We start from the raw sequence: 23,136 nt of genomic DNA, 5'->3' as shown, positions 1-23,136 counted from the left end.
GAAATCAGACGGTACAGGCGATCGCGCACGTCGCTCGCGCGGACTTCCGCTTCCCCACGAGAAGGACGGCCCCCGGCCCGGCCGACAGGAGGGCCGCCGCCTCCGCGACGCTCGCCACGCCCACCGCCGCGCGGGCGGCGTCGGAGGGGTGGGGCACGGGCTGGGCGGCGAGGGCGCCGGGGCCGTACGCGGTCAGGGGCACCCCCAGGCGGCGGGCCGCCGCGCGCAGCCCGGGCTCGTCCGCCTTGACGTCGATGGTCGCGAGGGCGGCGATCGCGGCGCCGCCGGCGCCTGCCTCCTCGATGGTCCGTTCGACGAGTGACACCACTTCGTCGCGGGACACGCCCCGGCAGCCGCCGACGCCGATGTGGAGCGCGCCCCTCATCGCCGGGCGCGCGCGACGAGGCGGGACGCCGTGCCGGGGGCGCCCGCCCAGTGGGTGTGCAGGTAGGAGGCGTGCACGCCGCCCTGGACGAAGCCCTCCACCTGACGGCGGGGGTGGGTGAACCCCCACGCGGGGGTGGCGCCCGCCGCCGGCTCGATCACCGTGCGGTGGAACTCGTGGCCCCGGACGCGGGTGCCCGCGGCGGCCAGCGGGTTGTCGGCGATCGCGACGGCGTCGCGGTAGCCGAGCGTGAGCCGCTCCGACATCCGGGCGTCGGCGTCGAGGACGCCGCACATCGGCTTGCCGTCGAGGGTGCGGGCCAGGTAGAGCAGGCCCGCGCACTCGGCGGCGATCGGGGCGCCCGAGCGGGCCAGCTCCGCTACGGCCGTGCGCAGGGGTTCGTTGGCGGAGAGCTCCGCGGCGTACATCTCGGGGAAGCCGCCGCCGATGACGATGGCCGACGTGTCGGCCGGAAGCGATTCGTCCCGCAGCGGGTCGAAGGTGACGACCTTCGCGCCCGCGGCTCGGAGCAACTCCGTGTGCTCGGCGTACGAGAACGTGAACGCCGGACCGCCGGCGACGGCGATCACGGGGGCACCGTTCGGGTGCGGCCCGGTGGTCGCGTTGTGCCCACCCGTTCCGCCCTGCGGAACGCCTGCCCACAACGCGGCTGCGGGGTCCCACGGCTCCTCCGGCAGTGGTGGGGCGCTGTGGGCCAGGGCTAGGAGGGCCTTCAGGTCGCAGCCTTCGCGGACGCGCGCGGCGAATTCCGCCACCGCCTCCACCGCGTCCGCGCGCCGCTCGGCCACGGGGATCAGGCCCAGGTGGCGGGACGGCGTGTGCACCTGCCCGGCGCGTCGTACCGCGCCCAGCACCGCCACCCCCGACTCCTCCAGCGCCTCCCGCAGCAGCGCCTCGTGGCGGTCCGAGCCGACCTTGTTGAGGATGACGCCCGCGACCCGGACCTCCGGGTCCCAGGAGGCGAAGCCGTGCACCAGCGCCGCCACCGACCGCGACTGCGACGACGCGTCGACGACGAGTACCACCGGCGCCCGCAGGAGCTTCGCCACATGGGCCGTCGAGGCCAGTTCTCCCTGCCCGGCCGCGCCGTCGTACAGGCCCATGACGCCCTCGACGACCGCCACGTCGCAGCCCGCCGACCCGTGGAGGAACAGCGGGGCCACGCGCTCCGGGCCGCACATGTAGGCGTCGAGGTTGCGGCCCGGGCGGCCGGTCGCCAGGGCGTGGTAGCCCGGGTCGATGTAGTCGGGGCCCACCTTGTGGGGGGACACCGCGAGCCCCGCGTCCGCGAAGGCCCGCATCAGGCCGGTGGCCACCGTGGTCTTGCCACTGCCGGAGGCCGGCGCGGCGATGACCAGGCGGGGGACGTGCGTACTCACCACTCGATGCCCCGCTGGCCCTTCTGGCCGGCGTCCATCGGGTGCTTGACCTTGGACATGTCCGTCACCAGATCCGCGAACTCCAGCAGCTTCTCCGGGGCGTTGCGGCCGGTGATGACGACGTGCTGGGTGCCGGGGCGGTCCCGCAGCACCTCGACCACCTCGTCCGTGTCGATCCAGCCCCAGTGCATCGGGTACGCGAACTCGTCCAGTACGTAGAGCCGGTACGTCTCCGCCGCCAGGTCGCGCTTGACCTGTTCCCAGCCCTCGCGCGCCTTCTCCTCATTACTGAGTTCGGAATCGCGCTGGATCCAGGACCAGCCCTCGCCCATCTTGTGCCAGTCCACCGTGCCGCCCTCGCCGGAGGCGCCCAGCACGCGCAGCGCGTTCTCCTCGCCGACCTTCCACTTCGCGGACTTCACGAACTGGAACACCCCGATCGGCCAGCCCTGGTTCCAGGCGCGCAGCGCCAGCCCGAAGGCCGCCGTCGACTTGCCCTTGCCGATGCCGGTGTGGACGAGGACCAGCGGCCGGTTGCGGCGCTGACGTGTGGTGAGCCCGTCGTCGGGTACGACGGTCGGCTGTCCCTTGGGCATTACGCGGCCCTCCGTGAGTCGGTGTTCCGTACGGTGCGTACCAGCGCGGAGACATTCTCCGCGCGCAGATCGTCGAGGGTCACGACCGGCCCGCCGAGCGCCCGGCCCAGCTCCCCCGCCAGGCCGAGCCGCACCGGCCCGGCCTCGCAGTCCACGACCACCGACGCGATGCCCGAGCCCGCGAGCAGCCCGGCCGCGCGCGCGGCGCGCGCCAGCGGCTCCACGCCGCCCGTCGCCCGCCCGTCGGTCACGACGACCAGCAGCGGACGGCGCGACGGATCGCGCATCCGCTCCACGCGCAGCACCTCGTGGGCCTGGAGCAGGCCCGCCGCCAGCGGCGTCCGGCCACCCGTCGGCAGCTTCTCCAGCCGGGCCGCGCCCGCCTCCACGGACGACGTCGGCGGCAGCGCCACCGCCGCGCCGGAGCCCCGGAACGTCACCATCCCGATCTTGTCGCGGCGCTGGTAGGCGTCCATCAGCAGGGAGAGCACCGCGCCCTTGACCGCGCTCATCCGCTTGCGGGCCGCCATGGAGCCGGAGGCGTCCACGACGAACAGCACCAGGTTTCCCTCGCGCCCCTCGCGCACGGCCTCGCGCAGGTCGTCGCGCCGGACGACCAGCCCGGGACCGCCCCGGCCCCGCGCCCGCTGGTGCGGGGCGGCGGCCTGGACGGTCGCGGCGAGGTGCAGCTTCGACAGCGTGCCCCCGCGCGGCCGGCGCGCCCCCGTCGTCCGGCCGTGCGCCGTGAGCGCGCGCGAGCGGCGCCCGTCGGCGCCCTCGCCGAGGCCGGGGACGGTGAACCGTCGCGTCCGGAACGGCTCCGAGGCGGCCACAGCCGGGGCCTCCCCGCCGTCCTCGCGCCCGCCTGCGGCCGATGCCTCCTGCCGGGCGGGCTCGTGCCCGGGCTCCTGTCGCTGCGGCGGTACGTCGTCCGTGGTGGCGGCGGCCGGTCCGTCGCCCGCGTCCTGCGGGGGCTGACCACCGCCGTCCGGGCCGCCACCCGGGCCGCCACCCGGGCCGTCATCCGGGCCTTCCGGGCCCTCGGGCCCGTCACCGTCCGGCTCAGGACCGTCCGGCTCCGGCTCCGGGTCCTCGTCCTCGAACCCGGCGAGGATCTCGTCCAGCCTGTCCTCGTCCAGACCGGGCGCGTCGAAGGGGTTCCGGCGGCGCCGGTGCGGCAGCGACAGCAGTGCCGCCTGCCGTACGTCCGCCGTCGTGACATCCGTTCGCCCCGCCCACGCGGCCAGTGCGGCGGAGGTGCGCGCTGTCACGATGTCCGCGCGCATCCCGTCCACCTCGAACCCCGCGCACACCGCCGCGATCCGGCGCAGCGCGCCGTCCCCGAGCCGTACGCCCGGCAGCAGCGCCCGCGCGGCCGCGATGCGCTCGCGCAGCGCGTCCTCCTCAGGCGCCCACTTGGCGGCGAAGGCCGCCGGATCCTCGTCGAAGGCGAGACGTCGGCGCACGACCTCGACGCGCTCCTCGGTCTCGCGCGAGGCCGCGACCTCGACGGTCAGTCCGAAGCGGTCGAGGAGCTGCGGCCGCAGCTCGCCCTCCTCGGGGTTCATGGTGCCCACGAGGAGGAAGCGGGAGGCGTGGCGCACGGAGACGCCCTCGCGCTCGACGGAGGAGACACCGGTCGCCGCCGCGTCCAGCAGGCTGTCCACGAGGTGGTCGCCCAGCAGGTTGACCTCGTCGACGTAGAGCACGCCCCGGTGCGCGGCGGCCAGCAGGCCGGGCTCGAACGCCTTGACGCCCTCGCCCAGCGCCCGCTCGATGTCGAGCGAGCCGACGAGGCGGTCCTCGGACGCGCCGACGGGCAGCTCGACCATCCGCGCGGGGCGCACGGCACAGTCGCCGCCCGTGTGGGGACCGTCCGGGCAGTGCGGGTCCGGGGCCGCCGGGTCGCAGGAGAACCGGCAGCCCGTGACGGTCACGACCTCGGGCAGCAGCACCGCCAGGGCCCGGACGGTGGTGGTCTTCGCGGTGCCCTTCTCGCCGCGCACGAGGACACCGCCGATCGACGGCGAGATCGCGTTGAGCAGGAGGCCCAGCCGCATGTCGTCCATGCCGACGATCGCGGTGAACGGATAGGTGGACGAGGACATCAGCGGTTGCCTCCCTGGAGGGAACGGGTCAGTGGCGGCGCCCCGGGCGGTATGAACGGCAGTCCGCCCGGCACCCCGTCCTCGATCAGGCGCAGCAGCGCGTCCGTGTCCGCGTGCTCCTCGACGAGGTCGCCCAGCCGGTCGAGTTGTTCCTCCCGCAGCGCCCCGAACGACGTGTCGGGCGCGGGGACGAACGCCCGTCCCGCCGCTGCCGCGACCCGGCGCAGGAACGCCCGGCGGAAGCCGTCGCTCTCCAGCGAGCCGTGCCAGTGCGTGCCCCACACCGCGCCCACCCGGCAGCCGTCGAGGCTGTGTCCTTGGTCATCAGAGATGAACGCCTCGTCCCCGCCCAGCACCTCGGCCACCCCGTGGTGGATCTCGTAGCCCTCCACGTGCTCGCCCAGGGCCTCGCCGACCGGGCGGGTCAGGGTCTTCTCCACCGCGAACCGCACGCGCACCGGCAGCAGGCCCAGGCCCTCGACCGTGCCGGCCCTCGACTCGACGTCGTCGTCGATGCGCTCGCCCAGCAGCTGGTAGCCGCCGCAGATGCCCAGCACCGGGCGGCCCTCCGCCGCCCGCCGCGCGAGCGCGTCGGCGAGCCCGCGTTCGCGCAGCCACGCGAGCGCCCGTACCGTGCCGCGCGTGCCCGGTACGACGACCAGGTCGGCGTCGGCGAGCTCCTCGGGGCGGTCCACGAACCGCACGACGACGCCCGGTTCGGCGGCCAGCGCGTCGACGTCCGTGAAGTTCGACATCAGCGGCACCGCGCACACGGCGACCCGCAGGACGTCCGCGCCGTGCGGCGGGGCGACCACGGACTCGCGGACCGCGCCGCGCAGGGACACGCGCAGGCCGTCCTCCTCGTCGATGCCCAGGCCGTGGGCGAACGGCAGCACGCCGAACGTCCGCCGGCCCGTCAGGTCGCGCAGCATCTCCAGGCCCGGCTCCAGCAGGCTCACGTCGCCCCGGAACTTGTTGACCACGTAACCCGCTATCAGCTCCTGGTCCTCGGGGGAGAGCAGCGCTGTCGTACCGAAGAAGGAGGCGAAGACACCGCCCCGGTCGATGTCGCCGACGACGACCACGGGCAGGCGCGCGGCGCGGGCGATGCCCATGTTGACGATGTCGGAGCGGCGCAGGTTGATCTCGGCGGGGCTGCCGGCGCCCTCGCAGATCACGGCGTCGTGGGTGCGCCGCAGCTCGGCCAGGCACTCCGTCACCGTGCCGAACAACTGCTCCTGGCGCCCCGCGTGGTAGCCCCGGGCGCTGAGCTCGCCCACCGGCTTGCCCATGAGGACGACCTGGCTGCTGCGGTCGCCGCCGGGCTTGAGCAGCACCGGGTTCATGAGCGCGCTCGGCTCGACGCGGGCGGCGGCGGCCTGCATGGCCTGCGCGCGCCCTATCTCCGCGCCGTCGCGCGTCACGAACGAGTTGAGGGACATGTTCTGCGCCTTGAACGGCGCGACCTTGACCCCCTTGCGGACCAGCCAGCGGCAGATGCCGGCCGTGACCACGCTCTTGCCCGCGTCCGAGGTGGTCCCGGCCACCAGCAGGCCCCCGCCCGGCGGGCCCGTGCGCCCGCTCCTGTCGGCTGTCACCGAGACTGTCACCGATTCCTCCCCGCGTTCCTGAACAGGCTGCCCACCGTACGAGCCGAAACCGCCGCCCCCAGGGCCAGCAGCGACACCCGGCGCGAGAGCCGGACCGCGCGCTCGATGTCCGCCGTCCGCACCGGACGGTTCTCCTCGCCCAGCACCGGGCGGTGCTCGACGCGTCCCGCGTAGGCGAGGGTGCCGCCCAGCCGCACGCCCAGGGCCCCGGCGAAGGCGGCCTCGACCGGCCCGGCGTTGGGGCTGGGGTGGCGGGAGGCGTCGCGCCGGGCCACGCGCAGCGCGCCGCGCGGGTCGGGCCCGGCGAGGACCGTGAGCGCGGCGGTCAGCCGGGCGCCCGGCCAGCCGACGACGTCGTCGAGCCGGGCCGACGCCCAGCCGAACCGCCGGAGCCGGGGCGACTTGTGACCCACCATGGCGTCCAGGGTGTTGACCGCCCGGAAGCCCACGAGTCCGGGCACGCCCCCCAGGGCGCCCCAGACGAGGGCGCCCACGACGGCGTCGGAGGTGTTCTCGGCGACGGACTCCACCACGGCCCGGGCGATCGCTTGCGCGTCCAGCGCCTGCGGGTCGCGGCCGCACAGGTGCGGCAGCCGCTCCCGGGCGACCTCCACGTCCCCGGCGGCCAGCGCGCCGCCGATGGCCCGGGCCTCCCGGCCCAGGGACGTGCCGCCCAGGACGGACCACGTGGCGGCGGCGGTCAGCGCGATCTCGGCCGCGCGGTGGCGTCGCGCGGCGCGGGCCAGCAGCCCGGCCCCGGCGACCGCGCCTCCGGCGCAGACCAGGGTGTGGAGCGTGCCGTAGCCCCGGTGGTCGCGCCACAGCCGGCGCTCGATGGACTGCGCGGCCCGTCCGAACGCGGCGACGGGATGGCCGCGGCGGGGGTCGCCGAGGAGCAGATCGCAGGCGAAGCCGAGGGCGGCGCCGTACGCGAAGGAGAAGCGATCGCGGCCGGGCATGGCGAAGCGGTGTCCTCACTCAGGGTCCGCGCCCTGGCTCGACGTGACGGCGACCAGAGTCTCCTGGCTCCCGGATCCGCGCCGCCCCCGGCCTTCCGGCTCGCGCCGTGGCCATCGAATGGGGGGACACTCCCCGGTGACAGTGGCGGGACCGCGCCGGATTCGCACCGGCTTCCTCTGCTGTCGCCGTTTGGCTCCGGAAGTCCACCACGCGGCGGGAAGGGGCGTCAACTCGCCCTGACCTGCGCCCCGGCCGTCGCCACGGGGGAGGGGCGGCGCCCCGTCACCCCACCCGTTCCGCCCGGTGCCGCACGGCCCGCAGCCGCACCTCCGCCGGGAGGCGCGTCAGCCCGGCCGACATCCGCGCGTGGCGCAGGACTTCCTCGCACAGTCGCGCCAACGCCACCCCCGGTGCCCCGCGCGCCCCCAGTGTCAGGACGATCCGTGCCCGGGGCGCCGTCCGTCGTCCCGACAGCGCGACGGCCGCCCGTTCCACCCCCGGCAGCTCCTCGGCCTCCGCCTCCATCACCTCCTCCAGCGCCCGCCCCCGCACCGACGCCACCTCTCCGCCGCCGCTGTGGACCACCACCTCGCGCAGCCGGCCCCTGCGAGCCTGGGCCGCGAGCCACCACGCGGACAGCAGGACGACGACGGCCAGGGCGGCGATGACCACCGGCCACCACCAGCCCCTGGCGCGCCACCTCCGCAGGTCCGTGCCGGGCAGCAGCACGTCGTCCGGGCCGGCGAACGGCCAGGCCGACGGCAGCTCGAAGCCCCAGCGGCGCGGCAGGTCCAGCGCGCCGATCAGCACGGCGGCGCCGAGCGCCACCAGCAGCGCCCCGGCGAGCCCGGTCAGCAGCCGGTTGACGGTCCTCAGCATCGCGAGAACCGCCCCGAGCACTGTGAAAACGACCCCGGGCACCGTGAGGACCGCCCCGGGCACCGCTCGAACCACCCCACCCCGGTCACCTCTTCGCCGGGCGTCGTACGTGCACGGACAGGGACGGCTCCCGGGCGAGCCCCAACTCCCGGACGCCCTCCGCCAGTACGGTGTTCACATCCGTCCGCACCTCGTCCAGGTCCCGGAAGTGGGAGCGGGCCCGGGCGCGGACCACACGCCGGCCCACGTCGACGCGGACGGCCTGGACACCGGAGACCTCCATCACCCGGTCGCGCAGCATCAGGGCCGCCGCCCCGCGCTCCAGCCCGGCCCGGACCCCGTCGTCGCCTGTGCCGTCCGCGCGGCGCATCGGCAGCACTCCGCGCAGGCCCGGGGTGAGGGCGAGGACGAGCAGCCAGCAGCCGGCGAGAACGACCACCACCGCGCCGGCGACCACCAGCCCGTCGCCGAGGTGACGGGTCGCCAGCTCATGGGCGAGGCGCCGGCGCCAGGCCATGGCGGGGCGGCCGGCGCGGACGGCGGCGACGTCGTAGAGGAAGAACCCGGCGACGGTCAGGGTCACCGCCGCGACCAGCGCGGCGGGCAGCCTGCGCGGGGACCGGAAGCGGGGGACACGACCGCCCGCGACGACCGGGGGAGCCCCGGCCGTCTTCTCCAGTGACACGGGACCGCTCATCGCACCCGCACCCCCGACAGCCGGCCGGTGTGCGCGGAGTGCAGCCGCTCTACCGTGATCAGCACCTCGGGCACCTCCATGCCCGTCAGTTCCCCGACGCGCTGGGCGATCCGCTCGCGCACGGCGCGGCAGCGGGCGCCGATGTCGGCGGGGTAGTCCAGCTCCACGAGGACCCGCACCCGGGCGGAGCCGTCATGGACGACGACGCTGGCGCGCGGGGGCGCGTGGTCCTCGGCGGGGGCCGTGGCGCCCAGCGCCTCCAGGGCCGCCCTGGAGGCGATCTTCGCGACGACACGGTCGGCGATCCGGGTGGCCCCGCGCTCGGCGGGCACCACCGCGCGTCCTCCCCCACGCCCTACCTCCCGCGCCGGTCGCGGTCGCGCGGACGCAGCAACCGGGAGAACTCGCCCGGCTCCACATCGCCGTCCAGGAGCCGCCCGCCCACGAAGCCCACGATGCCCAGCGCCGCGACCAGCAGAAAGGCGCCGAACCCCCCGAAGTAGCCGGCGAATCCGAGAGCCATGCCGGCGATCATGCCGGCCACGGCCATGCTCATCACGCGCTCCTCACTGGAGCCTGGGCTCCGGCTCTTCCTCTTCCTCGTCCGGCAGCTTGACGTCGGTCACGGCGATGTTGACCTCGACGACCTCCAGGCCCGCCATCCGTTCCACCGCCGAGATGACGTTTTCCCGCACCGCGTGGGCGACATCCGCGATGGCGACGCCGTACACCACGACGATCTCCAGATCGAGGGCCGTCTGGACCTCGCCGACCTCCGCCTTCACCCCCCGGGCGACGGACCGTCCGCCGGGCACCCGGTCGCGGACGGCCCCGAAGGTGCGGGACAGTCCGCTGCCCAGGGCGTGGACGCCGACCACGTCGCGGGCCGCGAGCCCGGCGATCTTCTCCACGACGCCGTCGGCGATGGTGGTGCGGCCCCGCTCGGCGGGAGCGGGCAGCTCCCTGCCCGGGCCGAGGTGCCGGCTCGGGGCGGGTCCGGACTTCTGACCGGTCTGGTGGGGCTGACTCGATGTGTCGGTCATCGGCGCTCGCCTCTCTTCCCGTCACTAGCCACCATAGGCGGGGTCGCCGCGTCCCGCTCGGGTGACGGTGGGCGAGTCCGGGTCGCCGCCGGTCAGCGGGACGGGGTGCGCGAGGCGCGCGTCGTCACTCCCCGAGGCCCGCGAGGTCGCGCAGCCGGCGCGCCTGCGCCGCGCGCTCCGCGACGCGCTGCTCCTCGTACGTACGGCCGAGCGCGCCGCGCAGCAGGGCCTTGGTCTCGACGACCGCGTCGCGCGGGGCCGCCAGCAGGGCGGCCGTGAGGTCGGCGGTGGCGGCGGGGAGCTCCGCGAGGGGGACGACCACATTGGCCAGGCCGATGCGCTCGGCCTCGGCGGCGTGGACGAAGCGGCCCGTGGCGCAGATCTCCAGCGCCCGGGCGTAGCCCACCAGCGACACCAGCGGATGAGTGCCCGTCAGGTCGGGCACCAGGCCCAGGCTGGTCTCGCGCATGGCGAACTGCGCGTCCTCGGCACAGACGCGCAGGTCGCAGGCGAGGGCCAACTGGAAGCCCGCGCCGATGGCATGGCCCTGGACGGCGGCTATGGAGACGACGTCGGCGCGCCGCCACCAGGTGAACGCCTCCTGGTACGCGGCGATCTCGGCGTCCAGCGCCTCGTCGCCGCCGCGTGCCAGATCCAGGAAGGACGGCTCGCCGTCGAAGCCCTCGGGCGTGAACGCCTGCCGGTCGAGGCCGGCGGAGAAGGACTTGCCCTCGCCCTGGAGCACCACGATCCGCACGGTGCCCGGCAGCCGCCGTCCCGCCTCGGTCAGCGCCCGCCAGAGCGCGGGCGACTGAGCGTTGCGCTTGGCGGGGTTGGTGAGGGTGACGGTGGCCACCGCGTCATCGACGCTGAGCCGTACGCCGTCCTGGTCGAACAAGGTGTCGCTGGCAGTCATGGGGGCCTCCGAATTGCCCGCAGTCACATTGGTTGACTGCACAGTAACCACCCGGACGGCCGGTCGGCCGACCGGGTGGGACTGTCCTGACCGCTGTTCTCACAAGGTGCGCGGCGTCAGACCGAGGCGGCCTTCTTGCCGCGCGTCGCTCCACCGCGGCCCCGCAGGACCACGCCGGATTCGCTGAGCATCCGGTGGACGAAGCCATAGGAGCGACCGGTCTCTTCGGCCAGCGCCCTGATGCTCGCACCGGAGTCGTACTTCTTCTTCAGGTCTGCCGCGAGCTTTTCGCGCGCGGCGCCGGTCACCCGGCTGCCCTTCTTCAGAGTCTCGGCCACCCGTGCCTCCTCATGGGAGATGCGCCTCTTGTCTCTCATGATCACCCCTAGGCGGCCTCCTGGCCACCCATTCGGCAAGGTCCATAAGAAGTCCAAGGGAACGGACGTCCGTGTTTTCCGGCCGCGACAGGCCCTGGAGCAGGCAATTCCACATGATCCGGCTCGTACGGCCGTACGGGTGGCGGGGCGAATCGGCAGGTCAGACAGGGCCCCGGCACGCGCGGCGCGAACGGCGCCCGGCATCCCGCACAGCGCGTGCGCCGGTGCGACGGACGGTGACGAAGTACGAGCCGCCCTCACACAGATGGTGGATCACGCCTCGGCCGAATGATCTGGACCGCACTGATCAAGAGCGGCCCGGGCCGGTCAGGCGAGCGCCACCAGGTCCGCGTAGTCCGGGCCCCACAGGTCCTCGACACCGTCCGGGAGCAGGATGATCCGCTCCGGCTCCAGCGCGTCCACGGCGCCCTCGTCGTGCGTCACCAGCACCACGGCGCCCTTGTAGGTGCGCAGCGCGCCGAGGATCTCCTCGCGGCTGGCCGGGTCGAGGTTGTTGGTGGGCTCGTCGAGGAGGAGGACGTTGGCGGAGGAGACGACGAGCGTGGCCAGCGCCAGCCGCGTCTTCTCACCGCCGGAGAGCACGCCCGCCGGCTTGTCGACGTCGTCGCCGGAGAACAGGAAGGAGCCCAGCACCTTGCGGACCTCGACCAGGTCGAGGTCGGGCGCGGAGGAGCGCATGTTCTCCAGGACCGAGCGGTCCGGGTCCAGCGTCTCGTGCTCCTGGGCGTAGTAGCCAAGCTTCAGCCCGTGACCGGGGGTGACCTGGCCGGTGTCGGGCTTCTCGGCGCCCGCGAGCAGCCGCAGCAGGGTGGTCTTGCCGGCGCCGTTGAGGCCGAGGATGACGACGCGGGAGCCCTTGTCGATGGCCAGGTCGACGTCGGTGAAGATCTCCAGCGAGCCGTAGGACTTGGACAGGCCCTCGGCGGTGAGCGGGGTCTTGCCGCAGGGCGCCGGCTCGGGGAAGCGGAGCTTGGCGACCTTGTCGGAGACGCGCACCGCGTCCAGGCCCGACAGGAGCCTCTCGGCGCGCTTGGCCATGTTCTGCGCGGCCACGGTCTTGGTGGCCTTGGCGCGCATCTTGTCGGCCTGCGAATTGAGCGCGGCGGCCTTCTTCTCGGCGTTCTGCCGCTCGCGCTTGCGGCGCTTCTCGTCGGCCTCGCGCTGCTGCTGGTAGAGCTTCCAGCCCATGTTGTAGACGTCGATGACCGAGCGGTTGGCGTCCAGGTAGAAGACCTTGTTGACGACCGTCTCGACGAGGTCGACGTCGTGGGAGATCACGATGAAGCCGCCGCGGTAGGACTTGAGGTAGTCCCGCAGCCAGGCGATCGAGTCGGCGTCAAGGTGGTTGGTGGGCTCGTCCAGGAGCAGGGTGTCGGCGTCCGAGAAGAGGATCCGGGCCAGCTCCACGCGGCGGCGCTGACCACCGGAGAGGGTGTGCAGCGGCTGGGTGAGGATGCGGTCCGGCAGACCGAGGCTGGCGGCGATCGTCGCGGCCTCCGCCTCGGCGGCGTAACCGCCCTTGGTCAGGAACTCCGTCTCCAGGCGCTCGTACTTCTTCATGGCCTTCTCGCGGGTGGCGCCCTTGCCGTTCGCCATCCGGTCCTCGTTCTCCCGCATCTTGCGCAGGACGAGGTCGAGGCCGCGCGCCGAGAGGATGCGGTCGCGGGCGAGCACGTCCAGATCGCCGGTGCGGGGGTCCTGCGGGAGGTAGCCGACCTCGCCGGAGCGGGCGATGGTGCCCGCGGCGGGGATGCCCTCACCGGCGAGGCACTTGGTGAGGGTCGTCTTGCCCGCGCCGTTGCGGCCGACCAGGCCGACACGGTCGCCCTTGGCGATGCGGAACGAGGCGGACTCGATGAGGACGCGTGCGCCGGCGCGCAGCTCGATGCCGGAAGCGGTGATCACGGGGGGTTCTACTCCTGTGCGGTGATGGACGGCGGAAGGACGGACTCGGTCGCTATGACGCCGTCTAATGCGCGAGGAGGAATGCCATACGGACCAGTCTAACGGGGGCGCGCAAGCCGATTCGCGGGGTCGCCCGCCACGCCGGACGAGCCGGAGAGCGCGGCGTGGGGGCGATTCGCCGATACTCGGGGTGGACAGCCCTTACCGGTGAGCGGTGGAGCCGAGAGGCGGTGGGCACGTGCAGTTCGACGACGACGCGGACCTCGACACCTCGCAGGTGCAGGACCAGCGGGGCGGCGGAATCCCGGGCGGTGGCCTGACCATCGGCGGTGGCATCGTGGGGCTGATCGCGCTGGCCCTGGGCCTCTTCTTCGGCATCGGCCCGAACGAGCTCGGGCTGAGCTCCCAGGGGCCGGGCACCACGCCCTCGCCCAGCACCGACCAGCAGGTCTCCCGGACCTGCCGCACCGGCAAGGACGCCAACACCCGCCAGGACTGCCGCGTCGTCGCGATCGTCAACAGCGCCCAGTCGTTCTGGAGCCAGGAGCTCCCCCGCCACTCCCTGACCTACACGCCCGCCTCCACGGTGCTCTTCACCGGCCGGGTGAACACCGCCTGCGGGGCCGCCACCTCGGCGGTCGGCCCGTTCTACTGCCCCGGCGACCGCAAGGTCTACCTGGACCTGGGCTTCTTCGACGAGCTGAAGACGAAGTTCGGCGCGAGCGGCGGCCCCTTCGCCCAGGCGTACGTCGTCGCCCACGAGTACGGGCACCACATCCAGAACCTCCAGGGCACCCTCTCCCGCGCCCAGGACCGGCTCACCGGCGCGGGCAGCAACTCGGTCAAGGTCGAGCTCCAGGCCGACTGCTACGCCGGGGTCTGGGCCAAGCACGCGACGAGCACCCCGGAGAAGTCCACCGGCCGCCCGCTGATCAAGCAGCTGACCACGGCCGACATCGACGACGGGCTCTCCGCGGCGGCCGCGGTGGGGGACGACCGCATCCAGGAGAAGTTCCAGGGGCGCGTCACCCCGAGAGCTGGACCCACGGCTCGGCCGCCCAGCGCCGGCAGTGGTTCACCACCGGCTACACCACGGGCGACATGGCCCGCTGCGACACCTTCCGCTGATCCCCCCTGGAGGAGGGAACGCCATGGCACAACCGCGCATCGCGGCGCCGGCCATCAGCCCGGCGCTGCTCTACCACGACGCGAAGGCGGCGATCCGCCTGCTCACGGAGGCCTTCGGCTTCCTCGAGAGCGCGCTCTACGAGAGCGAGGACGGCACCGTCCTCCACGCCGAGCTCGTCTACGGCAACGGCATCGTGATGATCGGCTCCAAGGGCCGGGGCGGTGTCTTCGACGAGGCCATGGCGGGCGGCGGCCCCTCCGGCGTCTACGTCGTCGTCGAGGACACCGACGCCCACCACCGGCGGGCCGTCGAGCACGGCGCGGAGATCGTCATGCCCCCGACGGACCAGGAGTACGGCTCCCGGGACTACATGGCCCGGGACGCCGAGGGCAACGTCTGGAGCTTCGGCACGTACGCCCCGAAGGGGACGGGGCTCACGGGCTGAATTCAGCCCGTCCGGCGTTTGAGGACCGGGGTCCGGGGCGGAGCCCCGGGAAACGGTGAAATGGGGGCACCTCCCAGCGGTAGCTGGGGGAGGGACCGGGGCCCTCCCTACGCACCCCCCGTGTGCACCTGGAACGCGGCCCGCCGCACGGCCTTCGCCAAGGCCGGATCCGGATGCGCCGCCGCAAGCGCGACGAGCACCTGAACCGTCCGTGGGTGCCCCACGGCCCGCACCTCCTCCAGCAACCCCGGCACGGTCCCCTGCACCGCCGAGTCCAGATGCCGCACCAGCAGCCGCCCCTCCCCGTGGTCCGCGACCGCGGCCGCCGTGTCCACCCACAGCCAGGTCGCCTCCTCCCGGCTGAGCACCTCGGCGGCCTCCTCCGGGTCGTGCCCCTCGTGCTCGGCGAGCCACAGCAGGGCGTACGGGCGCAGCACCGGCTCCTCGGCCGCCGCGCGGACCGCCGGCTCGGCGGGGGCGCCCACCGCGCGCAGGGCCTCGAAGGCCTGGCCGCGCACCATCGCGTCGTCGCCCCGGGCGGCGTCCAGCAGCTCCGTGACGGCGCTGCGCACGGGCCGGGCGGCGAGCCAGGCGCGGTACTCGGCGCGGGCGGGGCCGGGGGTGAGGTCGGCGCAGCCGCGCAGCATGGCCTCGGCGGACAGCTCGATGTTCCCGGCGGGGCTCTGGGCGGCCACGCAGATCTGCTCGAGCTTGACCCACACCGCCCAGTTCCCGAGCGGCGTGAGCAGGGCCTCGGCGCGGGGGCCGGTGTCGCCGCGCATGACGAGCGCGCCGACGGAGGCGAGCCCTTCGAGGGCCCAGTCCAGCAGCCCCGGCAGGGGGTCGCCGGCGGTGGGGGCGGGCGGGACGGCGGGGCAGGCGCCCGCCGGGACCGGCGCGTCGTAGGGGATCTCGCAGCGCTCGGCGCGGATCTCGGCCACCCGCTGCTGGAGGAGGTCGAGGAGCATCGCCACGGAGACGGGCCCGGCCGACAGGTGCATGACGGACAGCAGCTGGGGGGCGGCCTCGACGACCTCGGCCGCGACGGTGGAGTCGGTGCCGGGGGGCTCGGGGTGGGCGAGGGACCAGGCGTCGAAGAGCGCGACCCAGCCGCGCAGCACGGCGCTGTCGTCCCGCTCCCAGGCGGTCAGCCGCCAGCCGGGACGGGCGGTGCCACCGTGGAGCTCCAGCAGCCCGGCGAGCCGGGCCCGGTCCCATTCGGTGCGCACCGAGACGGGGGGCAGGTCCAGGGCGGCCGCGGCGCGCTCGGCCGCGCCGTCGGCGAGGCAGCCGCCGGAGCCCGGCCGCAGGGTCGTGCCCCGGGAGCACTCGTCGGCCGCCCAGCGGGCCAGGCGGACCGCGCCGGCCAGCCAGGCTCTCGCCTGACGGGCGAGTTCCGGCCGGGCCGGGGTGCCGGCGGGCGGGCGGGGCGCCGGACGGGCGCCCCGGTTCGCCACGGCCCGGCGGGCGGCGGTGATCGGCTGTCGGGGAACGAGTCTGAGCCGGGAGTCGCGCGGAGTACGGGACGTCACAGGAGCAGTCTTGCCGTTCACGCTCCGAAAACCCAATCGGAATCAACTATCCAGCCGTCGGCGACCCGTGGTGGGACGTCATGCGGGGGGTGCGTGAACAGGGCGAGCGCCCTGTTCACGCCCTACATCAGGGGGATCAGGAAGCGCCGCAGGGCCTCCTCGTAGCCCGTGGGATCGACGTTCCAGGAGGCCGCGTGACCCGCCCCGCGAACGGTGCGCAGCGTTATCAGTTCCGGCCGCCGGGCGGCGAGTTCACGGGAATGGAGGAGGGGCGCGACGGGGTCGTCGGTGCCGTGGACGACGAGGGCGGGGACGTCCAGCAGGGTGGGGTCGGCGGCGGTGAGCAGGCCCTCGGGGGCCAGACCGGTGCGTCCCTCGGTCGCCCGGACCGCAAGCGGAATGAGCGCGGCCGGGAGCCGGTGGGCGGCCAGGGCGCCCAGCGCGGCGGGCCAGTCGAGGAGCGGCGCGTCCAGGACGACGCCCGCGACCCGGTCGCTCAGCGCGGAGCCCGTGTCCCGCAGGGCGGTGAGCAGCGCCATCGTCGCGCCCGTGGACCAGCCGTACAGGACGACGCGGCGGGCGCCGTTGCGGAGGGCGTAGCGGATGGCGGCATCCAGATCCCGCCACTCCCGGGCGCCGAAGTGGCTGATTCCGTGCGATGGGCGGGGCGCGCCGGGGTCGCCCCGGTAGGCGAGGGCGAGGACGGGGAGGCGCTGCCGGTGGAGGAAGGGCAGCACGGTCAGGGTGTGTTCCCGGGTGGTGCCCAGGCCGTGGACGGCGAGGACCCAGGTGTCGCGGGCGCCGGGCACGAACCAGGCGGGCAGGGGGCCCAGCTCGCCGGGCACGTCCACGTCGGCGTGGTCAATGCCGAGGGCGTCGCGCGGGTTGCCGCGGTGGGTCTGCGGGGTGAGCCAGACCCGGTCGCCGGGGGCGGGGGCGCCGTGGGTGACGCGTTCCAGGCGCCGGACCACGCAGTCGTGGGGGTGCGAGACGTCGGCGACGACGTCCCCGACGACGGCGTGCAGCCCCCGGCCGGCCAGGCCGTAGGTGCCGGGGCGCAGCGTGGCCGGGGCGCGGGTGAGCGTGATCGCGCCGGGGGCGGCGCCGGTGCCGGGGGTGACGTCGTGGACGGTGAGCCGGTGCTCGCCCGGCGGCGGGTGCCCGGGCACGGTCCGCAGGGCGGCGTCGCCGGCGTACCGCCCGGCCGCCACGGCGGCGGCCCCGGCTCCGATCAGCGTGGTGGCGGCGACGGCCGCCGCTCTCTTCAAACCCATCCCCTCCAGTCTGGTCCCGTGCGGGCCGCCGGGCGACTCGGCTCAGCCGGGCTGTCCGTATCCCCGGTACTTGGCGGTGACTTCGTCCAGTTGCGCGGGCGCGAGGAGGGTGGGGGCGCGTCCGGGGACGGCGGAGGCGGTGAGCCAGACGCGGCACATCCACTCCAGCTGGGCGGTGCGGTCGTAGGCCGCCTCCAGGGTGGCGCCGTGGGTGAGGGTGCCGTGGTTGCGCAGCAGGCAGCCGGTGCGGCCGTCGAGGGCCCGGAGCGTGTGGGCGGCGAGCTCGTCGGTGCCGTAGAGGGCGTAGGGGGCGACGCGGACGGGTCCGCCGAGGGCGGCGGCCATGTAGTGGATCGGCGGCACCTCGTCGACGAGCGTGGAGACGGCGGTGGCGTGCGTGGCGTGGGTGTGGACGATCGCGGCGGCGTCGGTGGCGCGGTAGACGGCGAGGTGCATGGGCAGTTCGCTGGTGGGGGCGAGCTCGCCGAGCACCTGGCGGCCGTCCAGGTCGACGCCGACTGCGTCGCCGGGTCCGAGCCGGTCGTAGGGGACCCCGCTGGGCGTGACAAGGACCACGTCGCCGACCCTTGCGGAGACGTTGCCGGAGGTGCCGACGACCAGGCCGTCGGCCGTGCTCCTGCGGGCCGTGGCCACGACATCCGCCCAGGTCCGGCTGATGTCGTCGGGTGCGGCGGGGGTCCGCTCACCGGTCTTCATGATCTTCGCCTCCGGGTGGTCTCATCGGTATGCCCGAGCCAGTTCACCTTCCGTTCACCCGGAGTCCCTACGGTCGCCGCGTACTGACCTTCGAATCTGATTGCCTGGGTGAATGGAAAACATCACGCTTCTCATCGGGATCGTGATCGTCACGGCCTTGGTGTTCGACTTTACGAACGGCTTCCACGACACGGCCAACGCCATGGCCACCACCATCTCGACCGGAGCGCTCAAGCCCAAGACCGCCGTGGCCATGTCGGCCGTCCTCAACCTGGTCGGGGCGTTCCTGTCCGTCGAGGTCGCGAAGACGATCTCCGGTGGCATCATCGACGAGAGCGCCGGCATCAGACCAGAGGTGATTTTCGCCGGACTGGTCGGCGCGATCGTCTGGAACCTTCTGACGTGGCTGGCGGGCCTGCCCTCCAGCTCCTCGCACGCCCTGTTCGGCGGTCTGATCGGCGCCACCGTCGCGTCCGTCGGCTTCGACGCGGTCAACGCCGACAAGGTCGTCATGAAGGTCCTCATCCCCGCGGTCGCCGCCCCGATCGTGGCGGGCATCGCCGCCTGGGCCGCCACCCGCCTGACGTTCCGGCTGACCAAGGGCCGTGACGAGGCGGACACCGCGAAGGGCTACCGCGCGGGCCAGATCGCCTCGGCCGCCCTGGTCTCCCTCGCCCACGGCACCAACGACGCCCAGAAGACCATGGGTGTCATCACCCTGGCCCTGGTCACCGGCGGCGTCGTCGCCCCGCACTCCGACCCGCCGCTGTGGGTCGTCGTCTCCGCGGGCCTGGCCATCGCGCTCGGTACGTACCTGGGCGGCTGGCGCATCATCCAGACGCTCGGCAAGGGCCTCGCCGACATCAAGCCGGCGCAGGGCTTCGCCGCCCAGACCGGCGCGGCGACCGTCATCCTCGCCTCCTCGCACATCGGCTTCGCGCTCTCCACCACCCAGGTCTGCTCCGGCTCGATCATGGGCTCCGGCCTGGGCCGCAAGGGCGGCGTGGTGCGCTGGTCGACGGCCGGCCGCATGGTCGCCGCGTGGGGCCTGACCCTCCCGGCCGCGGGCCTCGTCGCCGCCGGCGCCGCGCTCCTGGCCGACCAGGGCGACTGGGGCATCGCCGCGGTCGCCGTCCTCGGCCTCGGGGTCTCCGGCGCCATCTGGGCGGCCTCGCGCCGCAAGCCGGTCACCCACGACAACGTCAACGACCTCAACACGCCGCAGGGTCTCCCCGAGGAGCCCGTCGGCGTGGTCACGGCCGCCCTGCAGGCCGTCGCCCCGCCGCCGGCCGGCCCCTCGGCCCCGGTCACCACCCCGGCCGCCCCGGCCACCCCCGCCGCCGCGACGACCGGCTGACGCCGGGCAACGGAGGAAGAACCACCATGCACATCGACTGGGCAGCTCTCGGCCAGGTCTTCGGCGTCAGCCTCGTGGTCACCGTCGGCCTCGTGGGCGTCTTCACGCTCGGCATCCTCGGCACGTCCCGCAAGCCGGCGACCACGTCGGCCACGACCGAGGGCGGCACCACCGCCCTGACCCGCACGGGCGCGTACGCGTGCTTCGCCCTGTGCGCGGCGGCGGTGGGCTACGGGATCTTTCTGATCGTCGCCTGACGCGACCCCGCGCACCGCTTACCACCGCGCGAGCGCACGAAGCGCCGGTCCGGCACCGCCGGACCGGCGCTTCGCCGTTTCCTCAGAACCCGTGCCGGGCGCCGCCGTCCACCGGGAGCATCACGCCCGTCACATACGACGCCGCCGGCGACAGCAGGAACGCGGCCGTGCGGCCGAACTCGTCCGGCTCGCCGTACCGGCCCAGCGGGATCGTCGCCGAGCGGCGGGCGCGGGCGGTTTCCGGGTCGCCGGCCAGGGCGTCGAGCTCGCGCATGCGGTCCGTGGCGATGCGGCCCGGCAGGAGGCCGACGACGCGGATGCCGCGCGGGGCGACCTCGGCCGAGAGGGACTTGGCGAAGCCCGCGAGGCCCGGGCGGAGGCCGTTGGAGATCGTCAGGCCGGGGATCGGCTCGTGCACCGACGCCGAGAGGACGAAGCCGATCACGCCGCCCTCGCCGAGCGCGGCGGCCGACGCGCGGGCCAGCCGGACCGCGCCGAGGAAGACGGATTCGAAGGCGGCCCGCCACTGGGCGTCGTCGTTGTCGGCGGCCGAGCCGGGCGGTGGGCCGCCGACGCTGATGAGCACGCCGTCCAGGCGGCCGAAGCGCTCCCGGGCGGTGTCCAGGAGCCGCTCGGCCGAGGCGGGGTCGGCGTTGTCGGCGGCCACGCCGACGGCGCCCGCGCCGAGTTCCCCGGCCGCCGCCTCGGCCGTCTTCGCGTCCCGCCCGGAGATCACCACGCGGGCCCCGTCGGCGACCAGCGCGCGGGCGGTGGCGAAGCCCAGGCCGCGGCTCGCGCCGGTCAGTACGTACACCCGGTCCTCAAGTCCAAGATCCATGGCGTCAGTCTGCCGTGCCGTGCCCCGTCAGCAGAAGGGCCGTGCCCACCAGACCGATGTGACTGAAGGCCTGGGGGAAGTTGCCGAGCTGCCGGCCGGCCTCGGGGTCGTACTCCTCGGCGAGCAGGCCGACGTCGTTGCGCACGGCGAGGAGCCGCTCGAAGAGCTCGCGGGCCTCCTTCGTCCGGCCGGTCAGGAACAGCGCGTCGGCCAGCCAGAACGAGCAGGCCAGGAAGGCGCCCTCGCCGCCGGGCAGGCCGTCCACGGGCTCGCACTCGACGCTGTAGCGGCGGACGAGGCCGTGGTGCAGCAGCTCGCGCCGGACCGTGTCGACCGTCGAGACGACGCGCGGGTCGTCCGGCGGCAGGAAGCCGACGCGGGGGATGAGGAGCGTGGCCGCGTCGAGCTCCCGCGAACCGTAGTACTGCGTGAACGTGCCGCGCTCGGCGTCGTAGCCCCGCTCGCAGACCTCCCGGTGGATCTCCTCGCGCAGGACCCGCCAGCCGTCGAGGTCGCCGCGGAGCGACGGGTCCTCCTCCAGGGTGCGCACCGCGCGGTCGGCGGCGACCCAGGCCATCACCTTGGAGTGGGTGAAGTGCCGGCGCGGGCCGCGGACCTCCCACAGCCCCGAGTCGGGCTCGCGCCAGTGGTCCCTGAGGAACTCCAGGAAGCAGCGCTGGATGTTCCACGCGTGCGGCCGGTCGCCCAGGCCGCCGCGCCGCGCGGCGTGGAAGGAGTCGATGACCTCGCCGTAGACGTCGAGCTGCAGCTGGCCCGCCGCCAGGTTGCCGACCCGGACCGGGTGGGACCGCTCGTAGCCGGGCAGCCAGTCCAGCTCCGACTCGGGCAGCCGGCGCTCGCCCGCCAGGCCGTACATGGTCTGCAGGTCGGCGGGGTCGCCGGCGACCGCGCGCAGCAGCCAGTCGCGCCACGCCCCGGCCTCGTCCTCGTAGCCGAGCGCGAGCAGCGTCTCCAGGGTGAGGGTGGAGTCGCGCAGCCAGCAGTAGCGGTAGTCCCAGTTGCGCACGCCGCCGATCTCCTCGGGCAGCGAGGTGGTGGGGGCGGCGACGATCCCGCCGGTGGGCTCGTAGGTGAGGGCCTTGAGGGTGAGCAGGGAGCGCAGCACGGCCTCGCGGTACGGGCCCCGCAGCGAGCAGCGGCCGGCCCACGCGCGCCAGTCGGCCAGGCACGCGTCCCGGGCGTCGTGGGGGTCGACGAGCGCGGGGCGCGGCTCGTGGGAGGGGTGCCAGGTCAGGACGAACGCGACCTTCTGCCCGGCCTCCACCGTGAACTCGGAGCGGGTGCTGAAGTCCCGGCCGAAGGTGGACACGGGGGGCTCGCTGCGCAGCCAGACGGAGTCCGGTCCGGCGACGGCGACGTGGTGGTCGTCGTCGCGGCGCATCCAGGGGACGACCGCGCCGTGGCCGAACCGCAGCCGCAGCACGCCCAGCATCTCGACGGACCCGCTGACGCCCTCGACGATCCGGACGAGGTCGGGGGCGCGGTCGCGCTGCGGCATGAAGTCGGTGACCTTGACGGTGCCGGCGTCGGTCTCCCAGACGGACTCCAGGACGAGGGAGTCGCCGGCGTAGGAGCGGTGGGCGCACTCGCCGGCGCCCACGGGCGCCAGCCGCCAGTGGCCGTGGTCCTCGCCGCCGAGCAGCGCGGCGAAGCAGGCGGCCGAGTCGAAGCGGGGCAGGCAGAGCCAGTCGACGGAGCCGTTCCGGCCGACGAGGGCGGCGGTCTGGAGATCGCCGATGAGCGCGTAGTCCTCGATGAGTGCTGACACGCGGGGCGTCCTTCCCCGGCCCCGCGCGGGCTAGTCCGGAGACGCGGCTGTCCGGGCGACCTCGCCGCCGTCCGCGGTAGCGGAGGCGGCTGCGGCGGCGGCCGCCGCGTCGGCGGCGCGGTCGCGGCGCTCGCGCCGGACCAGGATGAACCAGCCGACCGGCACGAACGCGCTGAACAGCCACCACTGGACGGCATACGCCATGTGGTTGCCGATGCTGCTGTGGTCCGGGTCGGGCACGGGCTGGGGCTGCCCGCTGTCACCGGCGGGGGAGACGAGCTCGACATAGCCGCCGATGACCGGGCGGTGCAGCTCCTTGGCCTGGCGCTCGCTGTTGATGAGCATGATCATGCGGGGCGGCAGGCCCTTGGTGTCCTTGATGCCGCTGCCCGGTGTCTCGTCGGCGCGCAGCCGGCCCATGACCGTGACCTTGCCGGAGGGCGCGGCGGGGACGGCCGGGAACGCCAGCTGGCCGCTGTCGGCGGGAATCCAGCCACGGTTGACGAGGAGCGCCGTGCCGTTGTCCAGCACCAGCGGCGTGATCACCATGAAGCCGGACTTGCCCGACTCGTCCGTGCGATAGCGGACGACGACCTCGCCCTTGGTGTCGAAGGTGCCGGTCGCGGTGACCCTGCGCCAGACGTTCTCCTGCGGGACCTCGCGGCCGGGGGCGCTCAGCGTGCCGACGGGCACGGGGGCGTACGCCAGGCTGTGGGCGACCAGGTCGTTGCGCGCGACCCGCTGCTCATGGCGGTGGAGCTGCCAGAAGCCCAGTTTGATCATCGCCGGAATGAGGGCGAGCCCCACGAGCGTGAGGATCACCCACTGCCGGGTCAGCAGGAAGCGGTACACGCGTTTGACGGTACCTGGTGGGGTTCGCCCCCCTTGCGACGGGGGCCCG

At 74.5% G+C, this 23,136-nt stretch carries 23 protein-coding genes, 1 pseudogene and 1 riboswitch; of the genes and pseudogenes, 4 read left to right on the top strand and 20 right to left on the bottom strand.

Going from position 1 to position 23,136, the window contains the following annotated elements:
- Positions 1 to 4 precede the first annotated feature (4 nt).
- The 14 genes from EKH77_RS07285 to EKH77_RS07220 all read right to left on the bottom strand — a co-directional run bounded on the left by EKH77_RS07285 (position 5) and on the right by EKH77_RS07220 (position 12,897).
- Entirely contained in the window at positions 5 to 385 is a 381-nt protein-coding gene (locus EKH77_RS07285; protein ID WP_126913595.1) for a cobalamin biosynthesis protein, read from the bottom strand.
- The gene (locus EKH77_RS07280) at positions 382 to 1,788 is read right to left on the bottom strand and encodes a cobyrinate a,c-diamide synthase (protein ID WP_430980976.1); all 1,407 of its coding nucleotides are present in this window, start codon (positions 1,786 to 1,788) and stop codon (positions 382 to 384) included. The genes EKH77_RS07285 and EKH77_RS07280 overlap by 4 nt, the downstream gene beginning before the upstream one ends.
- The gene (cobO, locus tag EKH77_RS07275; RefSeq protein ID WP_126913593.1) at positions 1,782 to 2,381 is read right to left on the bottom strand and encodes a cob(I)yrinic acid a,c-diamide adenosyltransferase; all 600 of its coding nucleotides are present in this window, start codon (positions 2,379 to 2,381) and stop codon (positions 1,782 to 1,784) included. The genes EKH77_RS07280 and cobO overlap by 7 nt, the downstream gene beginning before the upstream one ends.
- Entirely contained in the window at positions 2,381 to 4,489 is a 2,109-nt protein-coding gene (locus tag EKH77_RS07270; RefSeq protein WP_126913592.1) for a putative cobaltochelatase, read from the bottom strand. Before EKH77_RS07270 ends, cobO begins: the two co-directional genes overlap by 1 nt.
- Positions 4,489 to 6,099 carry a cobyric acid synthase gene (locus EKH77_RS07265; protein WP_240667257.1) on the bottom strand — a complete coding sequence of 537 codons (1,611 nt, stop codon included), beginning with the start codon at positions 6,097 to 6,099 and terminating at the stop codon, positions 4,489 to 4,491. Before EKH77_RS07265 ends, EKH77_RS07270 begins: the two co-directional genes overlap by 1 nt.
- The gene (locus EKH77_RS07260) at positions 6,096 to 7,058 is read right to left on the bottom strand and encodes a cobalamin biosynthesis protein (protein WP_126913591.1); all 963 of its coding nucleotides are present in this window, start codon (positions 7,056 to 7,058) and stop codon (positions 6,096 to 6,098) included. The genes EKH77_RS07265 and EKH77_RS07260 overlap by 4 nt, the downstream gene beginning before the upstream one ends.
- 57 nt (positions 7,059 to 7,115) lie before the next feature.
- Positions 7,116 to 7,235, bottom strand: a riboswitch (cobalamin riboswitch).
- 106 nt (positions 7,236 to 7,341) lie between these two features.
- Entirely contained in the window at positions 7,342 to 7,938 is a 597-nt protein-coding gene (amaP, locus tag EKH77_RS07255; RefSeq protein WP_126913590.1) for an alkaline shock response membrane anchor protein AmaP, read from the bottom strand.
- Between the two features lie 85 nt (positions 7,939 to 8,023).
- A complete protein-coding gene (locus EKH77_RS07250) occupies positions 8,024 to 8,635 on the bottom strand; it encodes a DUF6286 domain-containing protein (protein ID WP_126913589.1) in 612 nt (203 codons plus the stop codon).
- Positions 8,632 to 8,970, bottom strand: a complete 339-nt coding sequence (locus EKH77_RS07245) for an Asp23/Gls24 family envelope stress response protein (protein WP_126913588.1) — start codon at positions 8,968 to 8,970, stop codon at positions 8,632 to 8,634. The genes EKH77_RS07250 and EKH77_RS07245 overlap by 4 nt, the downstream gene beginning before the upstream one ends.
- 20 nt (positions 8,971 to 8,990) lie before the next feature.
- Positions 8,991 to 9,191: a hypothetical protein gene (locus EKH77_RS07240; protein ID WP_126913587.1), complete on the bottom strand. Its 201-nt coding sequence runs from the start codon at positions 9,189 to 9,191 to the stop codon at positions 8,991 to 8,993.
- Between the two features lie 10 nt (positions 9,192 to 9,201).
- Positions 9,202 to 9,678 (bottom strand): Asp23/Gls24 family envelope stress response protein, encoded by a 477-nt coding sequence (locus EKH77_RS07235; RefSeq protein ID WP_126913586.1) that lies wholly within the window; start codon positions 9,676 to 9,678, stop codon positions 9,202 to 9,204.
- Positions 9,679 to 9,802: 124 nt separating this feature from the next.
- Positions 9,803 to 10,594, bottom strand: coding sequence for an enoyl-CoA hydratase/isomerase family protein (locus tag EKH77_RS07230; protein ID WP_126913585.1), 792 nt, complete (start codon positions 10,592 to 10,594; stop codon positions 9,803 to 9,805).
- Positions 10,595 to 10,710: 116 nt separating this feature from the next.
- Positions 10,711 to 10,932: a helix-turn-helix domain-containing protein gene (locus EKH77_RS07225; RefSeq protein WP_016573902.1), complete on the bottom strand. Its 222-nt coding sequence runs from the start codon at positions 10,930 to 10,932 to the stop codon at positions 10,711 to 10,713.
- 366 nt (positions 10,933 to 11,298) lie between these two features.
- Positions 11,299 to 12,897, bottom strand: coding sequence for an ABC-F family ATP-binding cassette domain-containing protein (locus tag EKH77_RS07220; protein ID WP_126913584.1), 1,599 nt, complete (start codon positions 12,895 to 12,897; stop codon positions 11,299 to 11,301).
- 238 nt (positions 12,898 to 13,135) lie between these two features.
- Here EKH77_RS07220 and ypfJ point away from each other — a divergent pair.
- A pseudogene (ypfJ, locus tag EKH77_RS07215) lies at positions 13,136 to 14,025 on the top strand (KPN_02809 family neutral zinc metallopeptidase).
- 23 nt (positions 14,026 to 14,048) lie between these two features.
- The gene (locus tag EKH77_RS07210) at positions 14,049 to 14,471 is read left to right on the top strand and encodes a VOC family protein (protein WP_126913583.1); all 423 of its coding nucleotides are present in this window, start codon (positions 14,049 to 14,051) and stop codon (positions 14,469 to 14,471) included.
- Between the two features lie 107 nt (positions 14,472 to 14,578).
- Here EKH77_RS07210 and EKH77_RS07205 read toward each other — a convergent pair whose 3' ends face one another.
- From EKH77_RS07205 to EKH77_RS07195, 3 genes are all read right to left on the bottom strand, one after another.
- Positions 14,579 to 16,003 carry a hypothetical protein gene (locus EKH77_RS07205; RefSeq protein WP_206279822.1) on the bottom strand — a complete coding sequence of 475 codons (1,425 nt, stop codon included), beginning with the start codon at positions 16,001 to 16,003 and terminating at the stop codon, positions 14,579 to 14,581.
- A gap of 122 nt (positions 16,004 to 16,125) precedes the next feature.
- Complete coding sequence (locus EKH77_RS07200; protein WP_126913582.1) at positions 16,126 to 17,277, bottom strand: alpha/beta hydrolase; 1,152 nt, start codon at positions 17,275 to 17,277, stop codon at positions 16,126 to 16,128.
- Positions 17,278 to 17,319: 42 nt separating this feature from the next.
- Positions 17,320 to 17,994: a class II aldolase/adducin family protein gene (locus tag EKH77_RS07195; protein ID WP_126913581.1), complete on the bottom strand. Its 675-nt coding sequence runs from the start codon at positions 17,992 to 17,994 to the stop codon at positions 17,320 to 17,322.
- 112 nt (positions 17,995 to 18,106) lie between these two features.
- On the opposite strand from EKH77_RS07195, the gene EKH77_RS07190 reads away from it, so the two are divergent.
- Together EKH77_RS07190 and EKH77_RS07185 are read left to right on the top strand one after the other, a co-directional pair.
- Entirely contained in the window at positions 18,107 to 19,351 is a 1,245-nt protein-coding gene (locus EKH77_RS07190) for an inorganic phosphate transporter (RefSeq protein WP_126913580.1), read from the top strand.
- A 26-nt stretch (positions 19,352 to 19,377) separates the two neighbouring features.
- On the top strand, positions 19,378 to 19,608 hold the full coding sequence (locus EKH77_RS07185) for a hypothetical protein (RefSeq protein ID WP_126913579.1): 231 nt from the start codon (positions 19,378 to 19,380) through the stop codon (positions 19,606 to 19,608).
- Positions 19,609 to 19,690: 82 nt separating this feature from the next.
- Here the strand turns inward: EKH77_RS07185 and EKH77_RS07180 are convergent, their stop codons facing one another.
- Genes EKH77_RS07180 through EKH77_RS07170 form a run of 3 tightly spaced genes read right to left on the bottom strand, consistent with a single transcriptional unit; the run spans position 19,691 to position 23,087 of the window.
- Positions 19,691 to 20,446 carry an SDR family oxidoreductase gene (locus tag EKH77_RS07180; RefSeq protein WP_126913578.1) on the bottom strand — a complete coding sequence of 252 codons (756 nt, stop codon included), beginning with the start codon at positions 20,444 to 20,446 and terminating at the stop codon, positions 19,691 to 19,693.
- A gap of 4 nt (positions 20,447 to 20,450) precedes the next feature.
- Positions 20,451 to 22,235, bottom strand: a complete 1,785-nt coding sequence (locus EKH77_RS07175) for a glycoside hydrolase family 15 protein (protein WP_126913577.1) — start codon at positions 22,233 to 22,235, stop codon at positions 20,451 to 20,453.
- A gap of 30 nt (positions 22,236 to 22,265) precedes the next feature.
- Positions 22,266 to 23,087 carry an SURF1 family cytochrome oxidase biogenesis protein gene (locus tag EKH77_RS07170; RefSeq protein ID WP_126913576.1) on the bottom strand — a complete coding sequence of 274 codons (822 nt, stop codon included), beginning with the start codon at positions 23,085 to 23,087 and terminating at the stop codon, positions 22,266 to 22,268.
- Positions 23,088 to 23,136: the final 49 nt, after the last annotated feature.

Origin of the sequence: Streptomyces luteoverticillatus (genome assembly GCF_003970715.1) — a bacterium.
GTDB classification, from domain to species: Bacteria; Actinomycetota; Actinomycetes; order Streptomycetales; family Streptomycetaceae; genus Streptomyces; species Streptomyces abikoensis.
The sequence above is the reverse complement of the archived record's forward strand: the minus strand, read 5'-3'. Positions and strand labels throughout refer to the sequence as shown.

Bases quoted from the DNA above. Each gene is read 5' to 3' on its own strand.
- EKH77_RS07260 (WP_126913591.1), bottom strand. From the start codon at position 7,058: ATGCCCGGCCGCGATCGCTTCTCCTTCGCGTACGGCGCCGCCCTCGGC.
- EKH77_RS07270 (WP_126913592.1), bottom strand. From the start codon at position 4,489: ATGTCCTCGTCCACCTATCCGTTCACCGCGATCGTCGGCATGGACGAC.
- EKH77_RS07250 (WP_126913589.1), bottom strand. From the start codon at position 8,635: ATGAGCGGTCCCGTGTCACTGGAGAAGACGGCCGGGGCTCCCCCGGTC.
- EKH77_RS07195 (WP_126913581.1), bottom strand. From the start codon at position 17,994: ATGAAGACCGGTGAGCGGACCCCCGCCGCACCCGACGACATCAGCCGG.
- EKH77_RS07185 (WP_126913579.1), top strand. From the start codon at position 19,378: ATGCACATCGACTGGGCAGCTCTCGGCCAGGTCTTCGGCGTCAGCCTC.
- EKH77_RS07285 (WP_126913595.1), bottom strand. From the start codon at position 385: ATGAGGGGCGCGCTCCACATCGGCGTCGGCGGCTGCCGGGGCGTGTCC.
- EKH77_RS07240 (WP_126913587.1), bottom strand. From the start codon at position 9,191: ATGAGCATGGCCGTGGCCGGCATGATCGCCGGCATGGCTCTCGGATTC.
- cobO (WP_126913593.1), bottom strand. From the start codon at position 2,381: ATGCCCAAGGGACAGCCGACCGTCGTACCCGACGACGGGCTCACCACA.
- EKH77_RS07200 (WP_126913582.1), bottom strand. From the start codon at position 17,277: ATGGGTTTGAAGAGAGCGGCGGCCGTCGCCGCCACCACGCTGATCGGA.
- EKH77_RS07230 (WP_126913585.1), bottom strand. From the start codon at position 10,594: ATGACTGCCAGCGACACCTTGTTCGACCAGGACGGCGTACGGCTCAGC.
- EKH77_RS07190 (WP_126913580.1), top strand. From the start codon at position 18,107: ATGGAAAACATCACGCTTCTCATCGGGATCGTGATCGTCACGGCCTTG.
- EKH77_RS07235 (WP_126913586.1), bottom strand. From the start codon at position 9,678: ATGACCGACACATCGAGTCAGCCCCACCAGACCGGTCAGAAGTCCGGA.
- EKH77_RS07210 (WP_126913583.1), top strand. From the start codon at position 14,049: ATGGCACAACCGCGCATCGCGGCGCCGGCCATCAGCCCGGCGCTGCTC.
- amaP (WP_126913590.1), bottom strand. From the start codon at position 7,938: ATGCTGAGGACCGTCAACCGGCTGCTGACCGGGCTCGCCGGGGCGCTG.
- EKH77_RS07180 (WP_126913578.1), bottom strand. From the start codon at position 20,446: ATGGATCTTGGACTTGAGGACCGGGTGTACGTACTGACCGGCGCGAGC.